Consider the following 19,205-nt stretch of genomic DNA (forward strand, 5'->3'; position numbering starts at 1 on the left):
TGCCGGGTGCTCCGCCGCGTGCGGTTGTTGACTCTTCTGCCGTCAATGACCGTCATCGCATCAAGGAGCATCCCTGTGAGCAACACCAACACCGACCTGTTTGACAACCCGATGGGGTTGATGGGCTTCGAATTCGTCGAATTCGCCTCGCCCAACCCTGGCCAGCTGGAACCGCTGTTCGAGAAGCTGGGCTTCTCGCTCGTCGCCAAGCACCGTTCGAAGAACGTGCTGCTGTTCCGGCAGGGCGACATCAATTTCATCGTCAACAACGAGCCCAAGAGCCAGGCCGCGTACTTCGCCGCCGAGCACGGCCCGTCCGCCTGCGGCATGGCCTTTCGCGTGAAAGACGCGCACAAGGCCTACGCCCGCGCGCTGGAGCTGGGTGCGCAGCCGATCGAGATCCCGACTGGCCCGATGGAGTTGCGGCTGCCGGCGATCAAGGGCATCGGCGGCGCGCCGCTGTACCTGATCGACCGTTTCGAAGACGGCAAATCGATCTACGACATCGACTTCGAATTCATCGACGGCGTCGAGCGCCATCCGGCCGGCGTCGGCCTGAAGCTGATCGACCACCTGACGCACAACGTCTACCGCGGCCGCATGACCTTCTGGGCTGGCTTCTACGAGAAGCTGTTCAACTTCCGCGAGATCCGCTACTTCGACATCCAGGGCGAATACACCGGCCTGACCAGCAAGGCGATGACCGCGCCGGACGGCAAGATCCGCATCCCGCTGAACGAGGAATCGTCGAAAGGCTCGGGCCAGATCGAAGAGTTCCTGATGCAGTTCAACGGCGAGGGCATCCAGCACGTGGCCCTGCTGACCGAAGACCTGAAGGCCACGATCGACCAGCTGGCCATGGCCGGCGTGCCGCTGATGACGGCGCCCAACGACGTCTACTACGAGATGCTGGGCGAGCGCCTGCCGGGCCACGGCGAAGATGTGCCGTCGCTGCAGACGCGCGGCATCCTGATGGACGGCTCGACCACCGGCGGCAGCAACCGCCTGCTGCTGCAGATCTTCTCGCAGACGATGCTGGGCCCGGTGTTCTTCGAGTTCATCCAGCGCAAGGGCGACGACGGTTTCGGCGAAGGCAACTTCAAGGCGCTGTTCCAGTCGATCGAGCGCGACCAGATCCGCCGCGGTGTGCTGCAAACCGCCTGAAGGAACGCCATGAAGATTGACCGCATCCACCACGTCGCGTACCGCTGCAAGGACGCGAAAGAGACGGTGCTCTGGTACCAGAAGATGCTGAAGATGGACTTCGTGCTGGCGATCGCCGAGGACTTCGTGCCTTCGACGAAAGCGCCGGATCCGTACATGCACGTCTTCCTCGACGCTGGCATGGGCAACGTGCTGGCCTTTTTCGAGCTGCCGACGCAGCCGCCGATGGGCCGCGACCCGAACACGCCCGAGTGGGTACAGCACATCGCCTTCCGCGTGAAGGACCGTGCCGAGCTGCTCGAGTTCAAGGCCCACCTGGAGGCCAACGATGTCGACGTGCTCGGCGTCACCGACCACGGCATCTTCCACTCGATCTACTTCTTCGACCCCAACGGCCACCGCGTTGAGCTGGCCTGCCCGGATCCGACCGAAGAGGCACAGATCAAGCAGCTCGACGCCGTGAAGTGGGACATGCTGGAAGAGTGGTCGAAGACCAAGCGCGCGCCCAAGCATGCGGCCTTCCTGCATGAGAAAGAGTTCCACGACGCTGAAAAGGCCAGCTCATGATCGGCCTGAACGACACGCTGGACCCGGCGCTGCAAAGCTGGGTCGAATCGGCCAACGACACGCACACCGACTTCCCGATCCAGAACCTGCCGTTCGGGCGGTTCAGGACTTCGCACGATGCCGACTGGCGCATCGGCGTGGCGATCGGCGACCAGATCCTCGATCTGCGTGCGGCGGGCCTGTTCGACTCGTCGGACATGAGCCGGCTGATGAGCCTCGCGCCCGAGCCGCGCCGCGCGCTGCGTACAGCCTTGTCCGAAGGGCTGCGCGCCGGCTCGGCCTTGGCCACGCGCTGGAAAGAAGCGCTGGTGCCGCAAAGCGCAGTCGAGTTGGGGCTGCCCTGTGCGATCGGCGACTACACCGACTTCTACACCTCGATCCACCACGCGACGACTGTCGGCAAGCAGTTCCGGCCGGACAACCCGCTGCTGCCAAACTACAAGTGGGTGCCCATCGGCTACCACGGCCGCGCCTCGTCGATTGGCGTCAGCGGCCAGTCCTTCCATCGGCCTTGGGGCCAGACGCGACCAGCGACGGCGCCTGAAGGCAGCGCACCGAACTTCGGCCCCAGCCGCCGGCTCGACTATGAGCTGGAGCTGGGCATCTTCGTCGCGCGGCCGAACGCGCTGGGTGAGCCCATCGGCATGGAACTGGCCGAAGAGCATGTGTTCGGCCTGACGCTGTTCAACGACTGGAGCGCGCGCGACGTGCAGGGCTGGGAATACCAGCCGCTCGGACCCTTCCTGGCCAAGAACTTCGCCAGCACCGTGTCCCCTTGGATGGTGACACTGGAGGCCTTGGCGCCGTTCCGCCAGCCGTTCCGCCGCCCGGAAGGTGACCCGGCGCCGCTGCCTTACCTGGACTCGGCCTCGAACCGCGATCAGGGTGCGATCGGCATCAAGCTGGAGGTGTGGCTGCAAACCGCGGCGATGCGCGAGGCCGGCCACGCCGGGGACAGAGTCTCCAGCTCGAACTACGCCGACGCCTACTGGACGATCGCGCAGCTGGTGGCGCACCACACCGTCAACGGCTGCAACCTGCAAGCCGGCGACCTGCTGGGCAGCGGCACCTTGTCGGGCCCGACGCCCGATCAGGCCGGTTCGCTGCTCGAGCTCAGCAACGGCGGCAAGCAGCCGCTGACACTGTCCAACGGTGAGCAGCGTAGCTTCCTCGAAGACGGCGACACGGTGATCCTGAAGGCGCATTGCGAGCGCCCAGGTGCGCGCCGCATCGGCTTCGGCGAATGCCGCGGCACGGTGCTGCCGGCGCGCGAGCGCAAGGGCTGACGGTGCCGCAGCGTGCGACGGGCCTATCAGGCTCGTCGCGTGTCCCCTAACGAGGGGACAGCCAGGACGGTCATTGCTGCCCTAACGGACGTGCTGGTGGCGTCACCCGCCACCAGCGAACTACAGCGCCAGGCTGTAGACGCGGAAGATCTTGTCCATTTGCCAGCCGCGCGCCTCGTACAGGCCCTGCGCGCGCAGGTTGTCGTGGGCAGTCTGCAGGTCCAGGCGGGCGCAGCCGGCCTGGCGCGAGTCGTCTTCGGCGGCCTGCATCAGTGCGCTCGCCAGGCCGCGGTCACGGGCCTCGGGGCGGACGAACAGGTCGTTGAACCAGCGGAATGGCCGCGCCACCACCGAGCAGAAGGTCGGGTAGAGCAGGCAGAAGCCGTCCAGCCCGTGACCATCGACACTGGGCGCGACAAAGACGATGGCTTCACCGCGCTCCAGCCGCTCGGCGAGAAATTGCCGCGCCAATACGGGATCGGACGGCTGCTCGTAAAAGCCGCGGTAGGCGTCGAAAAGCGCGGCGAGCGCTTCCAGGTCATCTGGCAGCGCTCGGCGCACGACAGGCACCGCGCCCGCGGGGGGCGCGGTGGTCAGGTCAGGCGCGGTCAACGCAGGTTGGCGCGCAACTCGCGGCCGGCGGCACGCATGGCCCGCGTGGTGGCCGTTTCATAGGCCGATACCGCGCGTTCACGCATGTCCACCGCCTTGGCCAAGGCTTCCTGGAAGCGCTCGACCGTGTAGGTGTTCTCGGTGCCGATGTAGACATTGACCCGGCGTGCCGGCTCGCCATAACGCGGCAGCAACACGGCGAGGCTGCAGTCACGCACCCGGCCGCCACGGCGCTGCCGCACGATCGGGCCCGAGATGCCGACCGGCAGGTCGCTCGTCTTGTTGTGGTTGGGCTTTTGCTGCAGGCGCGAAGGCGCGGGCAGCTTGGCGATGCGTTTCAGCAGCTCTTTGGTGGCCGCATCCAGCGACGCCGCAGCACCGCTGCCGTCGTTGGTGTGGTCCGAGAACAGCTTGGTGCCGCCATAGCGCAACTGCCAGCCGTGTGTGGCCAGGTGGTCGATGCGTTGGACGTTTTGCGGCACCGTGTAGGTGTCGCCATTGAAAATCACTACTTCGCGGTATTTCATTGAGATTCCCCGGTACAGCTGTTGAACCCCCCAGTGTTCTGAAGTGTAGCCCAGCCTAACAGGCAAGTTCTGAGGCAGTTTATGCCCATGTCGGGATGACAGACAATCCAGGCAGCGGGCTGATGCGTGAGCGCAACGGCCCGTTTGTCTTGTGAAGCAACGTGATGCATGAGAAGGGGGCCAAGTGGCCTTGTTGATGTTCAAGAATTTGGTGGTCTACCGGCTCAGCGCCTTGGGTGGTGAGCCCTGGGGGGCCACGTTGACCGAGGTGGAGGACGGCCTGGCCAAGGCGCGCTTCGTGCCGTGCGGGACGACGCAACCGGTGTCGGCCGGCTGGGTCTCGCCGCGCCACGGCGAAGGCGGTGAGGGCGGTATGGCGCCGCTGGTCGAGTCGATCGGTGGTCAATGGCTGATGCGTTTGATGGTCGAGCAGAAAGTTTTGCCGTCAGCTGTGGTCAAACGGCGTGTGGAAGAGTTGGCAAAAAAGTCCGAACAGGCCACTGGGCGCAAGCCTGGCAAACGGCATGCCAAGGAGCTGAAGGAAGAAGCCGTGCTGGCGCTATTGCCGCAGGCCTTCACGAAGCAAGCCTCGGTGAATGTGTGGATGGACACCAAGGCCCAGCTGCTGGTGATCGATGCCAGCAGCGCCAAGCGGGCCGAGGAAGCCGCGACGATGCTGATCCAGTCGCTGGACGGCCTGGCCTTGCGCCTGGTGCAGACCACGCTGTCGCCGGCCGCCGCGATGACGGCCTGGCTGGCCGGTGGCGAGCCGCCGTCGGCCTTCAGTGTCGACCGCGAATGTGAGCTGAAATCGGCCGACGAGATGAAATCCGTCGTACGGTATGCACGCCACCCGCTGGACACCGACGAGGTGCGCGCCCACGTGATGGCCGGCGGCAAGCAGCCCACCCGGCTGGCGCTGACCTGGAAGGGCAGGGTCTCGTTCGTGCTGACCGACACGCTGCAGATCAAGAAGCTCAGCGTCGACGACGGCCTGTTCGATGCCGGCTCGCGCGCCGACGAAGGCTTCGACGCCGATGCCGCCATCGCCACCGGTGAACTGTGCCAGCTGATCCCGGACCTGGTGGCCGCGCTGGATGGTGAACTGGCGCCAGCCTAACCGGGCTGCTGCGACCACGGGTGGCGCCGGGCCTGCGCGCCCGCTATGCTTGGGCTGCCCACGCGCCCGGTGCGCCGGGCCACGACGCGCACCTGCATGAACCTGTCGCTGAAGACCAAGGCTGCGCTGGTGACCACGCTGGTGGTGCTGGCCACCGTCTCGTTGGCTGGGGGCTGGCTCTACCACCAGCAGGCCCGGGACCATGTCGCGTTGCTGCGCAGCCAGCAGGACACGCTGGCCAGCGCGATGGCCGCCGACGTCGACTACAAGCTGGCCGCCAACTTGGCGGTGCTCACCCGTGCGGCGCGGCGCGTTGACGAGGCGGTGCTGGCCAGTCCGCAGGCGCAGGCCCGCTTCTTCGAGGCCAGTGCGCTGCGCCCGCCGTTCAACGGTGTGGCGATCGTGGCCGCCGACGGCATGGTCGCGCTGAACGACCCACCGAACCCGGGGCCGGTCAACATCGGCGACCGCGACTACTTTCGCCAGGCCAGGGTGACCGGCCAGTCGACGATTTCTGCGCCGCTGATGGCGCGCTCGATCGGCCACCCGTCGGTGCTGATGACGGTGCCCTTGTTCGACGCCGACCACCGCTTCATTGGTGCGCTGGCCGGCGGGTTGGACCTGCTCAGTGACAACGCGCTGGGCGAAATGGGCCGCACCCACATCGGCGCAAGCGGGCGCTACGAGATCGTCACACGCGACCCGTCGCCGGTCTATGTGATGCACCCGGACCCGGCGCTGCTGCTGAAGCCCGCCACCAACATCGCGACGCTGGACGACTTCGACACCCAGCGTGACTTCGTCACCCGCCGCACCTTGCGCAATGCGCCGTGGGAACTGCGCATCGTGATCCCGGCGCGTGAGGCACACGGGCCCTTGCTGCGGGCGCGCCACACGCTGCTGCTGGCGTTGTTGTTGACGGGCATTGGCACCGTGCTGGCCGTCAGCGCGGGGCTGGGCTGGCTGATGCGGCCGCTGGAGACGCTGTGGCGCTCGATGCGCCAGCAGCGCCTCACGCCTGACGTGGTGGTGCCGATCGACACCCATGCCGGTGACGAGCGGGGCCAGCTGGCGCGCGAGTTCGAGGGGCTGATGCACGAGCTGCGAGCCCAGCGGGCTGAGATGGCGGCGGTCAGCGACACCTCGCCGCTCGGCCTGTTCCGCGCCGGGCTGGACGGGCGCCTGACCTACATCAACGACGCCTATTTGCGCATCCATGGCTTTGCCAACCGCGAAGAGGCGGCCGAGGGCTGGATCGGCATGCTGCCGCCGGCCGACCAGGACGAGGCGCGCAAGGCCTGGCGCAAGATCGTCACCGAGCCGGTGGGCATGCACGTGACGCGGCGCCTGCAACGCGCCGACGGGCGGCAGATCGTGGTCGTCGTGCGCAGCGCGCCGATCGTCATCGACGGCCAGGTGCAAGGTCATGTGGGCACCGTGGCCGACGTGACCGAGCGCATCGAGGGCGATCGGGCCTTGCGCACCCAGGCGGCGATCTTCGAAGCGACCACCGACTACGTCATACAGACCGACCGCAAGGGGCGGCTGCTCTATGTCAACCCGGCCGCACGGCGCATGATGGGGCTGGCGCTCGATGCGCCGATCAAGCACCTGACCGCGCTGTCGTTCAACCCGCCGGCGACGGTGGCGCGCCATGCGGTCGAGATCACGCCCGCAGCAGTGGAAAAGGGCGTCTGGGCCGGCGAGACCGTGCAGTGGGACGCGCAACACCACGAGCTGCTGGTCAGCCACCTGCTGCTCGCCCACAAGGACCGGCACGGTCAGGTCGAGGCGTTCTCGGCCATCATGCGCGACATCACCGCGCAGACAGCTGCCCAGCAGGCTTTGCACCGTAGCGAGGCGGTGCTGCGCTCCGTGACCGAGGTCGTACCGATGGCCATCTCGGTGGTCGACAAGACCCAGCGCTGCGTCTTCGTCAACCAGGGTTTCGAGACCTGGATCGGTCGCTCGCGCGACGAACTGCTGGGCCGCACCGCACGGGAGGTGCTGGGTCATGCGGAATACGAGTTGCGCCAACCCTGGATCGAGCGGGTGCTGGCCGGCGAACGGGTCACGTTCGAGCGCGACGACCCGACCCGTGAGCAGCACCGGCATGTGCGGGTCGACTACATCCCGCTGTACGACGAGACCGGCAAGGTCGAGGGGTTTGTCGCCGTCACCACCGACATCTCGGCCGCCCGCGCCGAAGAGCGCCGCTTGCGCGATCTCGCGCAGACCGACCCGCTGACCCAGGTGCTCAACCGCACCGGCTTCGAGYGGGCGCTGGACGATCGTGCCATGTGGGTTGCACAGGGCGCGACCGACACGCTGGTGGCCTTGCTCTACATCGATCTCGACCGCTTCAAGCCGGTCAACGACCTGTATGGCCACGCGGTGGGCGACCAGCTGCTGCAGATGTTCGCCACGCGCCTGCGCCACCTGGTGCGGCCGACCGACCTGATCGCCCGCCTGGGCGGCGACGAGTTCGCGATCGTGCTCGACGGCTTGCACGAGGAAGCCAACGCGATGATCGTGGCCGGCAAGGTGGTGGCCGCGGCCGAGCAGGTGTTCGAGCTGCCGTCGGTGCCGCCGCTGCAGGTCAGCGCCAGCGTCGGCGTGGCCTTCTGGCGGCCGGGCGACAGTGGCGACGRCTGGCCGCAGGCACTGGAGCGCGCGGACACGATGCTCTACCGCGCCAAGGCCGCCGGCCGCGGCCGGGCGATCGCCAGCACAGCCTGACGTCGACGTGGTGGCACCGCCGCAGTGCGCCGGTGCACGCATCTGGTGACCACTTTGCGCCGCGATAGGTGCGAGGCCCCACCGATGGGCCGGGCTGGTGCGTGAAGGCCGTCGTGGCTGGGTGCGTTTCTTGAATCGCATGGGGGCCCACTCACCGCCATGCGACCCACGTCCACCGCCGCTGCCCACCCGCCTGCTGCCCCGCGGCATGAGGCATTGCCGCGCCTGCAGCGCGTCATCAAGATTCGGCGCGACTACAACGCCTGGGTCGCCAGTGAAACGATCGAGGACTACGCGCTGCGCTTCACGCCGCGGGCGTTTCGCAAGTGGTCTGAATGGCGCGTTGCCAACACCGCGTTCGGCGCCGCGTCGTTCCTGGTTCTCGAAGCCGTGGGCGCGACGCTGCTGGTGCGCTACGGCTTCGTCAACGCCTTCTGGGCGATCCTGGCCACAGGGTTGATCATCTTCGCGGCCGGCTGGCCGATCAGCGTTTACGCCGCGCGCCACGGCGTCGACATGGACTTGCTCACGCGCGGCGCCGGCTTCGGCTACCTCGGCTCGACGCTGACGTCCCTCATCTACGCCAGCTTCACCTTCATCTTCTTTGCACTTGAAGCGGCGGTGATGGCCTATGCGCTGGAGCTGGCGTTCGACATCCCACCAGCCTGGGGCTACCTGCTTTGCGCCTTGGCCGTGATCCCCCTCGTCACCTACGGCGTCACCTGGATCAGCCGGCTGCAGGTGTGGACGCAGCCGCTGTGGCTGGTACTGCTGCTGATCCCCTACGTATCGGTGCTGTGGCTGAACCCCGGCTTGCCTGCGCAGTTGGCCGGTTATGCCGGCGAGAACGGCACGGCGGGCTTCACGCTGGCCGGCTTCGGCGCCGCGCTGACGGTGGGCATCGCGTTGATCACGCAGATGGGCGAGCAGGTCGACTACCTGCGCTTCATGCCCGAGCGTGTCGCGTCCAACCACAAGCGCTGGTGGTTCGCTGTCATCGTCGGCGGGCCGGGCTGGGTGTTGTTGGGCGTGGCCAAGATGCTGGGCGGCGCGCTGCTGGCCTACCTCGCGCTGACGCACATGGTCTCGCCCGACCGGGCGGTCGACCCAAACCAGATGTACCTCGCGGCCTGGGAGCCGCTGCTGCCGCACTACGGCTGGGCGATCGCGGTCACTGCGCTGTTCGTTGTCGTCTCGCAGCTGAAGATCAACGTCACCAACGCCTACGCCGGCTCGTTGGCCTGGTCGAACTTCTTCTCGCGCCTGACTCATAGCCACCCCGGCCGCGTGGTGTGGATGGTGTTCAACCTGCTGATCGCGCTGATGCTGATGGAGCTGGACGTGTTCCAGGCGCTCGGCGGCGTGCTGGGCCTGTTCGCCAACATCGCGATCAGCTGGATCATGGCGGTGGTGGCCGACCTGGTGGTCAACAAGCCRCTGGGCCTGAGCCCACCCGGCATCGAGTTTCGCCGCGCCTACCTGCACGACGTGAACCCGGTCGGCGTTGGCGCCACCGCGCTGGCTTCCGTGTTGTCGGTGGCCGCGCACCTGGGCGCCTTCGGCCCGTTGGCGCAGGCTTTCTCCGCGATGATCGCGCTGGTCACCGCCTTCGTCGCTGCGCCGCTGATCGCCTGGGCCACGAAGGGGCGCTACTACCTGGCGCGGCCGGTGGAGACGAGCGACTACCAGCGTCTGAAACCCCAGCGCTGTGTCGTCTGTGATCGCCACTACGAGGCCGACGACATGGCCGGCTGCCCAGCCTATGGCGGGCCGATCTGCTCGCTGTGCTGCACGCTCGACGCGCGCTGCGGTGACCGCTGCAAGCCGGTGCCGCGCTTCATCGACGAGGTCTGGTCGCGCTGGGCCACGTTGCTGCACCGTGTGCTGCCGCACCGCTTCAAGCCGCAGGTGGACTCGGGTCTCGGCCAGTACCTGCTGCTGATGGCCTTCATCGTGCCGTTGCTCGCGGCGCTGTTCGGCCTGCTGTACCACCAGGAACTGCGCACGATGCAACTGCGCGGCAGCGAGGTGGCCGGTTGGCTGGAGCCGGCGTTGCGTGCCGGTTTCTTGAAGGCCTACGCGGCCTTGCTGCTGGTGGCGGGTGTCGTCGCCTGGTGGCTGGTGCTGGCCCAGCAAAGCCGCCGCGTCGCGCAAGAAGAAAGCCTGCGCCAGACCGAGGCGCTGCAGCGCGAGATCGACTCGCACCGCCAGACCGATCTCGCGCTGCAACAAGCCAAACGCCGCGCCGATGCGGCCAACCGGGCGAAGACGCGCTACATCACCACGGTGAGCCACGAGCTGCGCACGCCGCTGAACAGCATGCTCGGCTACGCGCAATTGCTGGAGGACGACCCGGCGATGCCCGCCCATCGGCGTCATGCGGTGAGCGTGATCCGCCGCGGCGGTGATCACTTGCTCGGCCTGATCGAAGGCACGCTCGACTTGGCGCGCATCGAAGCGGGCAAGCTGCGGCTCGACCAGAAGCCGATGCGCTTTCGCGAAAGCATCGAAGAGATCGCCGGCCTGTTCGAACTGCAGGCCTTGTCCAAAGGCATCGCGTTCTCCTTCGAGCCCGAAGGCCCACTGCCCGACGTGGTGCGCGCTGACGAGAAGCGCCTGCGCCAGATCCTGATCAACCTGCTCGGCAACGCGGTCAAGTTCACCGCGCAAGGCCAGGTGCGTTTTCGGCTGCGCTATGCGCGCGAGATGGCGCTGGTCGAGATCATCGATTCCGGCCCCGGCATGAGCGAGGACGAGCTGGAGCGGGTGTTCGAGCCGTTTGCGCGTGGCTCGGCAGCCGGCAGTGCGGCCGGGTCGACAGTGGTCGGCGGCACCGGGTTGGGCCTGACGATCAGCAAGATGCTGACCGACCTGATGGGCGGCGAGATGCGCGTGGCCAGCGTGCCCGGTGTCGGCAGCACCTTCACGCTGCGCCTGTTCCTGCCCGAGTTGCGCATCGAGGCGGTCGAGCACCAGCTTGCACCGCGCCGGCGCAGTGGCTACGCGGGCCCGCGCCGCACGATCCTGGTGGTCGACAACGAAGAGGCCGACAGACAGCTGCTGGCGGACCTGTTGCAGCCGCTGGGTTTTGTGATCGAGGGCGCAGCAAACGGCGAAGACGGTCTGACCCGCGCCGCGGCGCTGCGGCCCGACGCGGTGTTCATGGACCTGGCGATGCCCGGCATCGATGGCTGGGAAACCATCCGCCGCCTGCGCGGCAGCGAAGACGCGGCGCTGGCACAGGTGCCCGTGGCAGTGGTCTCGGCCAATGCTTTCGACCAGGGGCTGGACAACGACGTCGGCCTGCCGCCGGCCGACTTCCTGGTCAAACCGGTGCGCCTGCCCACGCTGTTGGACTGGCTGGGCCGACGGCTCGAGATCGATTGGCTCGAAGACGCCGCTGCGCCTGTTCCTCCGTCGTCAGAAGATACCGGCGCGGTACCGACGAGCGACCACCTGCGCGCACTGCGCGAACTGGTTGGCCTGGGCTATCTGCGCGGCATCACCCGCAAGCTCGACGAGATCGAAGCGGCCGAGCCCACCAGCGCCCGCTATGTGGCGCGGCTGCGCGTGATGGCACGGGAGATTCAACTGGATGCGATGAACAGGCTGCTGAGCCAGACCCTCGATGAACAACAGCGCGCCTGAAATGTCTGCCCCCGGCAGCGGGGTACCGCCGCCGCCSCCCGAGGGGGCGCCCAGGCCGCTTGGGAGCGGCCCGGCACGGCCTGGGATGTCKGCCCCCGGCAGCGGGGTACCGCCGCCGCCGCCCGAGGGGGCGCCCAGGCCCCTTGGGAACGGCCCGGCACGGCCTGGGCTGCCCTCGCTACCGTTGAGCGATGGGGTGGAAGTCGTGCTGATCGTCGACGACGTACCGGACAACCTGGCGGTGCTGCACGACGCGCTGGACGAGTCCGGCTACACCGTGCTGGTCGCCACGTCGGGCGAGGCCGCGCTCGCACTGGCCGCCAAGGCGCCGCCCGACATCGTGCTGCTCGATGCAGTGATGCCGGGTCTCAACGGTTTCGAGGTCGCACGACAGCTGAAGGCGCAGCCCGCGACCGCCGCGGTGCCGATCATCTTCATGACCGGCCTGACCGAGACCGAGCACGTGCTCGAAGGTTTCGGCGCCGGTGGTGCCGACTACGTGACCAAGCCGATCCGCCCGCGCGAGGTGCTGGCGCGCATCGCCGCTCACCTGAACAACGCGCGCAGCCAGCGCCAGGCCCGCCAGGCGCTCGATGCCTTCGGCCATGCGACGCTGGTGGTGCGCGAGCGCGATGGTCGCCGCATCTGGCAGACGGCCTTGGCGCGCGAGCTGCTGTCGCGTTACTTCAATGACCTGCCCGACCATCTGGCGCCGGCCGAGTTGATGGCCTGGGTCGGTCGCCAATCCATCCGCCACCGTGCCGGTGCCGATGCGCAGACCATCACGCTCAGCCGCGGCGCCGGCCGCCTGACCTGTTCACTGCACGCGTTGGAAGACGCGACGCCGAGCGAAGGCCAGTGGCTGATCGTGTTGCGCGAAGCCTCTGAAGCCGCCATGCTGGCCGCCTGGGTGCAAGCCTTTGGCCTGACCACCCGCGAGGCCGAGGTGCTGTACTGGGTCATCCAGGGCAAGACCAACCGCGACATCGGCGACATCCTCGGCGCCAGCCCGGCCACGGTGAAGAAGCACCTGGAGCGGGTCTTTGGCAAGCTGGGGGTCGAGACGCGCACCGCCGCGGCCAGCTTGGCGATGAGCAAGGCGCGCGGCTAGCGACGCAACGCTACTGGCCGAGGCGGCGCAGCACGTCGATCACCTGCTTGTGTTCGCCGGGCGGCAGATCGGCCGCATGGATCATCAGCGCGCCGCCGACGCGGGCAAAGCCGGGGTGCGACACGGTCCATCCCACAACCGGCAGCGAGTCCTTGCTCAGGTCGAACGAGGTCGACACGCGGGCGCCGTCCAGCCGCGCCCAGGCCTCGATCGTCACGGCGGTGCCACGCCCGTCGGTTCGGCACACCGCGGCGCCGCCGTCCTCACCCAGCGCGAGCAGCGCCACCACACCGTCTTCCGCCGTGGCCCGCAGCACCCGGTCGTAGTGCGCCCATTCGCGCACCAACAGCCGATGCACCCGCCGGCCGCGGATGCTGGTCATCCCGACCACGTAGGCCCTGGCGATGGCGTCGAGGGTGGGCTTGTCGATCGGCATGGTCGAAGTGCCTTCAAGGGTCGTGGGGCGGTGCCGTGGATAAGGCGCGTGCTCAGGTCACCGGCCTGGTGCCGATCAGCCGGGTCTCGAGCTCGCGCGAGATCACATTCGGAAAGGCCACGCTGTCGGGCTCGGCGAGCAGTGCCGCCAGYGTGTCGGCCACGGTGTCGGCCAGCGGACGGCAGCGCAGGCCCGCCGCGACGGCACGGTCGTTGCGGGCCAGCAGCATGCCGCCGAAGTCGGCATCGTCCTGTGGGATCCACAGCGGCAGGCCGGTCCACGGTGCCACGTCGGCGGCGAGCAAGTCGGCGTCGGAGCACCAGACGAAACGGGCATCGGCGCTGCAGGCGTCGCGGCAGGTGTCCAACACCGTCTGCATGGCCATCTGCGGGCCCACGGCGTTGAACGTGCCGGCGGTGCGTGATTCGGCCAGCCGGACGCACCAGGCGGCCAGGTCACGCACGTCGATCACCTGCACCGGCCGTTCGGGCCGGCCGGGTGCCAACACTTCGCCGCCTTGCGCGACGCGCCAGGGCCAGTACGCGAAGCGGCCGGTCGGGTCATGCCGGCCAACGATGAGACCTGGCCGGACGATCGCCGCCCGGTCCGGGCACAGCGCCCGCAGCGTTTCTTCCGCACGTGCCTTTTCGCCGCCGTAGCCGTTGGTGGCCGGGGTGACCGGTGCCGTTTCGTCGTACGACTGGCCGGCCGGATAGCGCTCCACCACCGAGATCGTCGAGACGAACACCCAGTGCGGCAGGTCCGGCCCGAGCGAGGCGGCCACCGAGTCGATCTGCCCAGACCGGTAGCCGCTGCAATCGATCACCGCGTCGAAGCGCCGGCCGCGCAGTGCCGAGGTGTCGCCGTCGCGGTCCCCCACCAGCGATTCAACCGAGCCCGGCCAGGTGATGGCGTGGCTGCCGCGGTTGAACAGCGTCACGCGGTGGCCCGCAGCCAAGGCCGCTTCGACGACATGGCGGCCCAGGAAGACCGTGCCGCCGAGCACGAGCAGGTCGAACGAGGTGGAAGGTGGCATGGGCGAATCGTGTCACATCTTGGTGGAAGCGCGCGGCGGGGCAACGGCCCGTGCGGCGCGCGCCGAGGCGTGAACGGCCGGTGTTCCTACAGCCCCGAAGCGAATGCGAGCGCAGGCTGGTGGAATGTGTGGCGAATGCCGCACGAAGGAGGCGCCATGAAAAGACCACTCATCGCGATGATCGTGCTCGCAGCGTCGGCGTTGACGCAATCGCAGCCGCCCGTGCAGGCGCCACCACCCGCCGCCGCGGTGGCAGCCTCCGGCGCCTCTGCGCCTGTGCCAACCAAGCCCGTCCGTCGGTCGCTGACCGGCGAAGAGCAGCGCGACCTCGCGCAGTTTCCCGATGGCTCGCAGCCCGAGCGGCCGGCGAAGGCGCAGGTGGTCGTGCCGTTCGGCAGGAAGCCCCCGCCCGACACGGCAGCCAACGCTGCAGCTCGGGATGCTGCGGCCGTACCTGGCAAGGTCGACGACCGGGTCGCACGGTGCAAGGCGCTGGCCGACCCGCAGCGTCAAGCCGCCTGCGTGCACGCGCCAGTCGCCAGCGACACGTCACCGCCCCCATCGGGCAGTGGATCGGGCCGATGACAGCGGATGGCTGATCGATAGGCCATTCGACAGGAATTCCTGCGGCGGCTCGGCGCGGCCGCCACGAACCTGATTGCGCGTCGCTGGGTGAGAACCCCCTGAGGGTCGTTGGGAGTTGTGATCGCGGCCGGTTTCGACGACAGTCGCGGGCTTCGCACCACTTTGGTTCACCTACTCCCGTGTCTTCGAGCTCCACCCCGACCCCGCTCGATGCTGGCTCTGCCGGCAGCGCCCGCGCCGACCGCGCGTTCTTCGGCCACCCGGCCGGCCTCGGCTGGCTCGCCTTCTGCGAGCTGTGGGAGCGCTTCTCCTACTACGGCATGCAGGCGCTGCTGGTGCTGTACCTCAGCAACTACCTGTTCCTGCCGGAAAACATCGGCCACGTGACCGGCATGGACGGCCTGCGCGGGTTGATCGAAGGCGTCACCGGCTCGCGCTCGCCGCAGCAGCTGGCCTCGGTCGTCTTCGGTCTGTACGCCGGCTTCGTCTACCTGACGCCGCTGTTTGGTGGCCTGGTCGCCGACCGTTGGCTCGGCCGCACGAGGACGGTCGTGATCGGCGCCTGTCTGATGGCGCTTGGCCACTTCCTGATGGCCTTCGAAGGCAGCCTGCTGTTCGCACTGGCCTGCCTGCTGCTCGGCGTGGGTTGCTTCAAGGGCAACATCGCGGCCCAGGTCGGTGACCTGTACGCCCCGGGCGACAAGCGGCGGGCAAGCGCGTTCCAGATCTTCATGCTCGCGGTACAGATCGCGGTGATCCTGGCCCCCATCGTCTGCGGCACGCTGGGCGAAAAAGTGGCCTGGCACTGGGGCTTCGGCGCCGCCGGTGTCGGCATGTTGGTGGGTCTGGTGGTCTACCTGGCCGGCCGGCGCTGGCTGCCGCCCGAGCACAACCTGAAGGCCCGGCGCGAGGGCGCGGCGGCCGCTGCCGTCGCTCACCCGCGCATGACCGGTGAAGAGAAGCTGCGCTTGTCGCTGCTGCTGCTGTTGATCCCGGTGCTGRCGTTGTCGATCGTCGGCAACCAGCAATACAACAACGCCTTCCCGCTGTGGTCGCAGAAGTACATGGACCTGGTGCTGTTCGGCTGGCAGGTTYCGGTGACCTGGCTGCAGGCGGTGGACGCGTTCATCAGCACCGGCACGATGATTCTGTCGATCGCGTTCTGGCGCTGGTGGGCCACGCGCCGGCGCGAGCCGGACGACCTGATGAAGATGGCGCTCGGCGCGCTGGTGGGGGCGGGCGGGCCGGCATTGATCGCGCTGGCCGCCGGCATGGTCGAAGGCACGGACCAGAAGGTCAGCTTCGTCTGGACGCTGGCATACACGATCGTCAACGACCTGGGCTTCGCCAACATCCTGCCGGTGGGCCTGGCGCTGTATTCGCGCGCCGCGCCGAGAAGCCTGGAAGGCCTGGTGATCGGCATCTACTACCTGCACCTGTTCATCGGCAACACCTTTGTCGGCTGGCTGGCGGGCTTCCTCGAGACCATGCCGGGCCGCGACTTCTGGGGCCTGCACGCGCTGCTGGTGGCCAGTGCCGGCGTGCTGCTGCTGGTCTGCCGTTTCTTCTTCGGCAAGCTGCTGACGGCGGACGACTTCAGCGCCAAGCCGCAGCCGCGGCTGGATGGAGTGCCTGCGGCGAATTGACCGGCGCCGGTGACGGCGCCGGCATGAAAAGTGCCGCCCTCAGGCGGGGCCAGCTTGCCTATCATGGTGAGCTGTGTTTCGCCAGTTCCTGCCGATGGAGGGCACCACGAGCACCCTTGATGAATTGCTCCAGCAGGCTGTGCAAGCCCTGGACGCAGATGCCAACGCCGAAGCCGGCAGGCTGGTCACCGAGGCCCTGTCGTATGCCGCGCAGACGGGCGCCAAGACGCATGAGGTACGGGCCTTGCTGCTGGCCGCGACCCTGGCCGAGCGAAGTGCCGACTTCCCGCTCGCGGCGCGCCATGTCGGCCAGGCGCAGGCGTTGGCCCGTGAACTCCACGATCCATCACTGAACGCGCGGGTGGCCACCGCTTCGGCGCAGGTCTTGATCGCGATCGGCGATTTCGAGACGGCGCTGAAGGAGCTGGAAGGGGCGTTGCCCCAGGCCGAAGCAGAGGACGAGCCGCTGCTGCGGTTTCACGCCGAGAACCGCCTTGGCGTGGTCTACGCCAACCTCGAAGACCCTTTGCACGCCACGCTGTGGCACGAGCGGGCGAGCCAGACAGCCCGCCGCCTGCCCAGCCGCCGCCAGGAGATCATGGCGATGGGCAACATCGGTGGCCGCCAGCTCGATCTCGGGGTCCTTCATCGCGCCGCCGGCCGCAGCCCTGAGGCGATCGCTGCGTTCGAGGCGAGCGCCGAGTCCACGCGGAAGGCGCTGGAACTGGCCGAAGCGGCGGCGCTGCCGTCCCTGCGTGTCACGTTCATTCCCAACCTGGCCTCTGCCCTGTACGAACTGGGCCGTGTCGACGAGGCCTTGGAGCAACTGGACCAGCACCGCGCGCTGGCCCGGGCTTCGGGCACCTCGATGGCCGAGATCTACTCGATGACCTGTGCGGCGCAGATCCATCTGGACCGGGGCGACCTGGACGCTGCGCGGCAGGCGGCCAACGAGGGCATCGCGCTGGCAGAGAGCCTGGGCAGCAAGCATGGCACCGACCGCCTTTACGAGACCGCCTACAAGATCGAAAAGCAGGCAGGCCAGTTCGAGCGTGCGCTTGCTCACCACGAGCGGTTCCACCAGCTCAGCAGCGGTCAGGCCTTGGTGCGCGCCAACCAGCGCGCGCAGGTCCTGGCGGTGCGCCTGGACACCGAACGTGCACGGGCCGAAGCGCAGCAAGAGCGCCTGCGCGCCGAGTCGCTGCTGCGCTCGCACTCCGAGATGGCCGAACGCGCGCGGCTGCTCAGCCGTGAAGCGCTGCTGGACCCTCTGACCGGACTGGCCAATCGCCGCCATCTCGACGCCGAGCTGGCGCGCATGCACCTGGCGGCACGCCAAGCGTCGATGCCGATGTGCGTGGCGATGCTGGACGTCGATCACTTCAAGCACGTCAACGATGACTTCTCGCATGCCGTGGGCGACGCCGTGTTGCGCGAACTGGGCCGGGTGCTGCAGGCTCAGTGCCGAGGCGGCGACCTGGTGGCGCGCTACGGCGGCGAAGAATTCACCGTCGCGTTCTCGCGCATTCATCTGGTGTTGGCGCGGGTCGCTTGCGAACGGTTGCGCGCCGCCGTCGAGGCGACGGATTGGGGCGCGATCGCCCGCGGCCTGAAAGTGACGATCAGCGTGGGGCTCGTGGACATCGCCACCTGCACCGACCCGGCGAGTGGCCTGGCGTTGGCTGACCAGCGGCTCTACGCGGCCAAGACAGCGGGACGCAACCGCGTCGAGAGCGGCAGCTGAGGCGGCGCCGCGCCGCGTGGATTCGCGTCAGCTAAGCCAAGCTCAAGCCGGCAGCACGACCATCGTCGAGTCCTCTTGCGCGGCTGCCTCCGCCGCCGGCGCAGCGGCTTCCTGCCGGTCGGCGTCGAGCTGCAGGAAGCGGTCTTCGATGAATTCTTTTTCCGTCAGCGTGCGCTTCAGGTTGTCCTGGATCTGCTCCAGCTGGCGGCGCAGGCGCTGGCGGTCGGCTTCGGCTTCGGCCAGTTGCGCGGCCAGCTCCTTCACCCGCGGTGAAGGTGCGGCGGCGCTGTCGCCGTCACCGCTGCGGCCGCCACCGGCTGCTTGCGAGGCCTCGGCCAGTTGCTCCGCGGCAAAGGCGCGTGCCTGGGCTTGCTGAAGTTGCTGGCGCATCTCGCCCAGCTCGCCGCGCAGCGTGCCGGCTTCGGCGGTGGCCTTTTGATACTGGCGGCTACGCAGCTCGTGCTCGCGCAGCTTGTGCACTGCGTCGTCATGGGCCTGGCGCAGGCGCTGGAACTCTTGCTGCACGTGCTGCTTCTGCTGCAGCAAACGGTCCAGCTCGACCTGCTTGACGCGGCGCCACTCATCGAACTGTTTGGCGTCGACCTTCGACACCTCGTCCAGGATGTTGCCTTGCTGGTCGATCAACCGGTTCAGCGCCTTCGGGTCACGTGCGGCCCACTGCTGATAGGGGTCGCTGGGGCGGCCATTGGGTTGTTGCTGCGCACGTCCACCACCCAGCCCGCCGCGGGCGGTCTCGATCAGCTTGGCCAGTTCGCGCCTGGTGTCGGCAAACACCTCCAGCGTGTTGTCGGCGGTGCGGTTCAGCCGCGCGGCATGGGCCTTCAGGCTGTTCGCGAAGGCCGACAAATCGGCCTGGCTGTCGCGCATGTGGATCATCATGCGGTAGGCCATGTAGGTGCACAGTGCCAGGAACAGCACGTTGCACACGACGACCGCGAGGATGCCCAGGTCAGCGAGGCTCAT

The 19,205-nt window shown here is 68.1% G+C and carries 15 protein-coding genes; 10 read left to right on the forward strand and 5 right to left on the reverse strand.

Annotated features, from left to right (window positions below):
* The first annotated feature begins 111 nt into the window (after window positions 1–111).
* Genes hppD through fahA form a run of 3 tightly spaced genes read left to right on the forward strand, consistent with a single transcriptional unit; the run spans window position 112 to window position 3,017 of the window.
* Window positions 112–1,164 carry a 4-hydroxyphenylpyruvate dioxygenase gene (gene hppD / locus AC1DYI_RS01820; RefSeq protein ID WP_477202408.1) on the forward strand — a complete coding sequence of 351 codons (1,053 nt, stop codon included), beginning with the start codon at window positions 112–114 and terminating at the stop codon, window positions 1,162–1,164.
* A 9-nt stretch (window positions 1,165–1,173) separates the two neighbouring features.
* The gene (locus AC1DYI_RS01825) at window positions 1,174–1,731 is read left to right on the forward strand and encodes a VOC family protein (protein ID WP_477202372.1); all 558 of its coding nucleotides are present in this window, start codon (window positions 1,174–1,176) and stop codon (window positions 1,729–1,731) included.
* On the forward strand, window positions 1,728–3,017 hold the full coding sequence (gene fahA / locus AC1DYI_RS01830) for a fumarylacetoacetase (protein WP_477202373.1): 1,290 nt from the start codon (window positions 1,728–1,730) through the stop codon (window positions 3,015–3,017). The genes AC1DYI_RS01825 and fahA overlap by 4 nt, the downstream gene beginning before the upstream one ends.
* A 120-nt stretch (window positions 3,018–3,137) precedes the next feature.
* Here the strand turns inward: fahA and AC1DYI_RS01835 are convergent, their stop codons facing one another.
* Both AC1DYI_RS01835 and AC1DYI_RS01840 read right to left on the reverse strand, forming a co-directional pair.
* On the reverse strand, window positions 3,138–3,629 hold the full coding sequence (locus AC1DYI_RS01835; protein ID WP_477202374.1) for an N-acetyltransferase family protein: 492 nt from the start codon (window positions 3,627–3,629) through the stop codon (window positions 3,138–3,140).
* A complete protein-coding gene (locus tag AC1DYI_RS01840) occupies window positions 3,626–4,156 on the reverse strand; it encodes a hypothetical protein (protein ID WP_477202375.1) in 531 nt (176 codons plus the stop codon). Before AC1DYI_RS01840 ends, AC1DYI_RS01835 begins: the two co-directional genes overlap by 4 nt.
* A 196-nt stretch (window positions 4,157–4,352) precedes the next feature.
* On the opposite strand from AC1DYI_RS01840, the gene AC1DYI_RS01845 reads away from it, so the two are divergent.
* The 4 genes from AC1DYI_RS01845 to AC1DYI_RS01860 all read left to right on the forward strand — a co-directional run bounded on the left by AC1DYI_RS01845 (window position 4,353) and on the right by AC1DYI_RS01860 (window position 12,774).
* Window positions 4,353–5,276, forward strand: coding sequence for a recombination-associated protein RdgC (locus tag AC1DYI_RS01845; protein ID WP_477202376.1), 924 nt, complete (start codon window positions 4,353–4,355; stop codon window positions 5,274–5,276).
* A gap of 96 nt (window positions 5,277–5,372) precedes the next feature.
* On the forward strand, window positions 5,373–8,015 hold the full coding sequence (locus AC1DYI_RS01850) for a diguanylate cyclase domain-containing protein (protein WP_477202377.1): 2,643 nt from the start codon (window positions 5,373–5,375) through the stop codon (window positions 8,013–8,015).
* Between the two features lie 159 nt (window positions 8,016–8,174).
* Entirely contained in the window at window positions 8,175–11,663 is a 3,489-nt protein-coding gene (locus AC1DYI_RS01855; RefSeq protein WP_477202378.1) for a hybrid sensor histidine kinase/response regulator, read from the forward strand.
* A 196-nt stretch (window positions 11,664–11,859) separates the two neighbouring features.
* Window positions 11,860–12,774: a response regulator gene (locus AC1DYI_RS01860; RefSeq protein ID WP_477202379.1), complete on the forward strand. Its 915-nt coding sequence runs from the start codon at window positions 11,860–11,862 to the stop codon at window positions 12,772–12,774.
* Between the two features lie 10 nt (window positions 12,775–12,784).
* Here AC1DYI_RS01860 and AC1DYI_RS01865 read toward each other — a convergent pair whose 3' ends face one another.
* Both AC1DYI_RS01865 and AC1DYI_RS01870 read right to left on the reverse strand, forming a co-directional pair.
* Window positions 12,785–13,210, reverse strand: coding sequence for a hypothetical protein (locus tag AC1DYI_RS01865; RefSeq protein WP_477202380.1), 426 nt, complete (start codon window positions 13,208–13,210; stop codon window positions 12,785–12,787).
* Window positions 13,211–13,262: 52 nt separating this feature from the next.
* On the reverse strand, window positions 13,263–14,246 hold the full coding sequence (locus AC1DYI_RS01870; protein WP_477202381.1) for an NAD-dependent epimerase/dehydratase family protein: 984 nt from the start codon (window positions 14,244–14,246) through the stop codon (window positions 13,263–13,265).
* A gap of 156 nt (window positions 14,247–14,402) precedes the next feature.
* Here AC1DYI_RS01870 and AC1DYI_RS01875 point away from each other — a divergent pair, with 156 nt between their 5' ends.
* The 3 genes from AC1DYI_RS01875 (at window position 14,403) to AC1DYI_RS01885 (ending at window position 18,221) form a co-directional block, all read left to right on the forward strand.
* Window positions 14,403–14,831 carry a hypothetical protein gene (locus AC1DYI_RS01875; RefSeq protein WP_477202382.1) on the forward strand — a complete coding sequence of 143 codons (429 nt, stop codon included), beginning with the start codon at window positions 14,403–14,405 and terminating at the stop codon, window positions 14,829–14,831.
* A 179-nt stretch (window positions 14,832–15,010) separates the two neighbouring features.
* On the forward strand, window positions 15,011–16,477 hold the full coding sequence (locus AC1DYI_RS01880) for a peptide MFS transporter (RefSeq protein WP_477202383.1): 1,467 nt from the start codon (window positions 15,011–15,013) through the stop codon (window positions 16,475–16,477).
* Between the two features lie 94 nt (window positions 16,478–16,571).
* Complete coding sequence (locus AC1DYI_RS01885; RefSeq protein ID WP_477202384.1) at window positions 16,572–18,221, forward strand: GGDEF domain-containing protein; 1,650 nt, start codon at window positions 16,572–16,574, stop codon at window positions 18,219–18,221.
* Window positions 18,222–18,263: 42 nt separating this feature from the next.
* Here the strand turns inward: AC1DYI_RS01885 and AC1DYI_RS01890 are convergent, their stop codons facing one another.
* Window positions 18,264–19,205 carry a hypothetical protein gene (locus AC1DYI_RS01890; RefSeq protein WP_477202385.1) on the reverse strand — a complete coding sequence of 314 codons (942 nt, stop codon included), beginning with the start codon at window positions 19,203–19,205 and terminating at the stop codon, window positions 18,264–18,266.

The organism is Ideonella sp. P3_A4 (assembly GCF_056403075.1).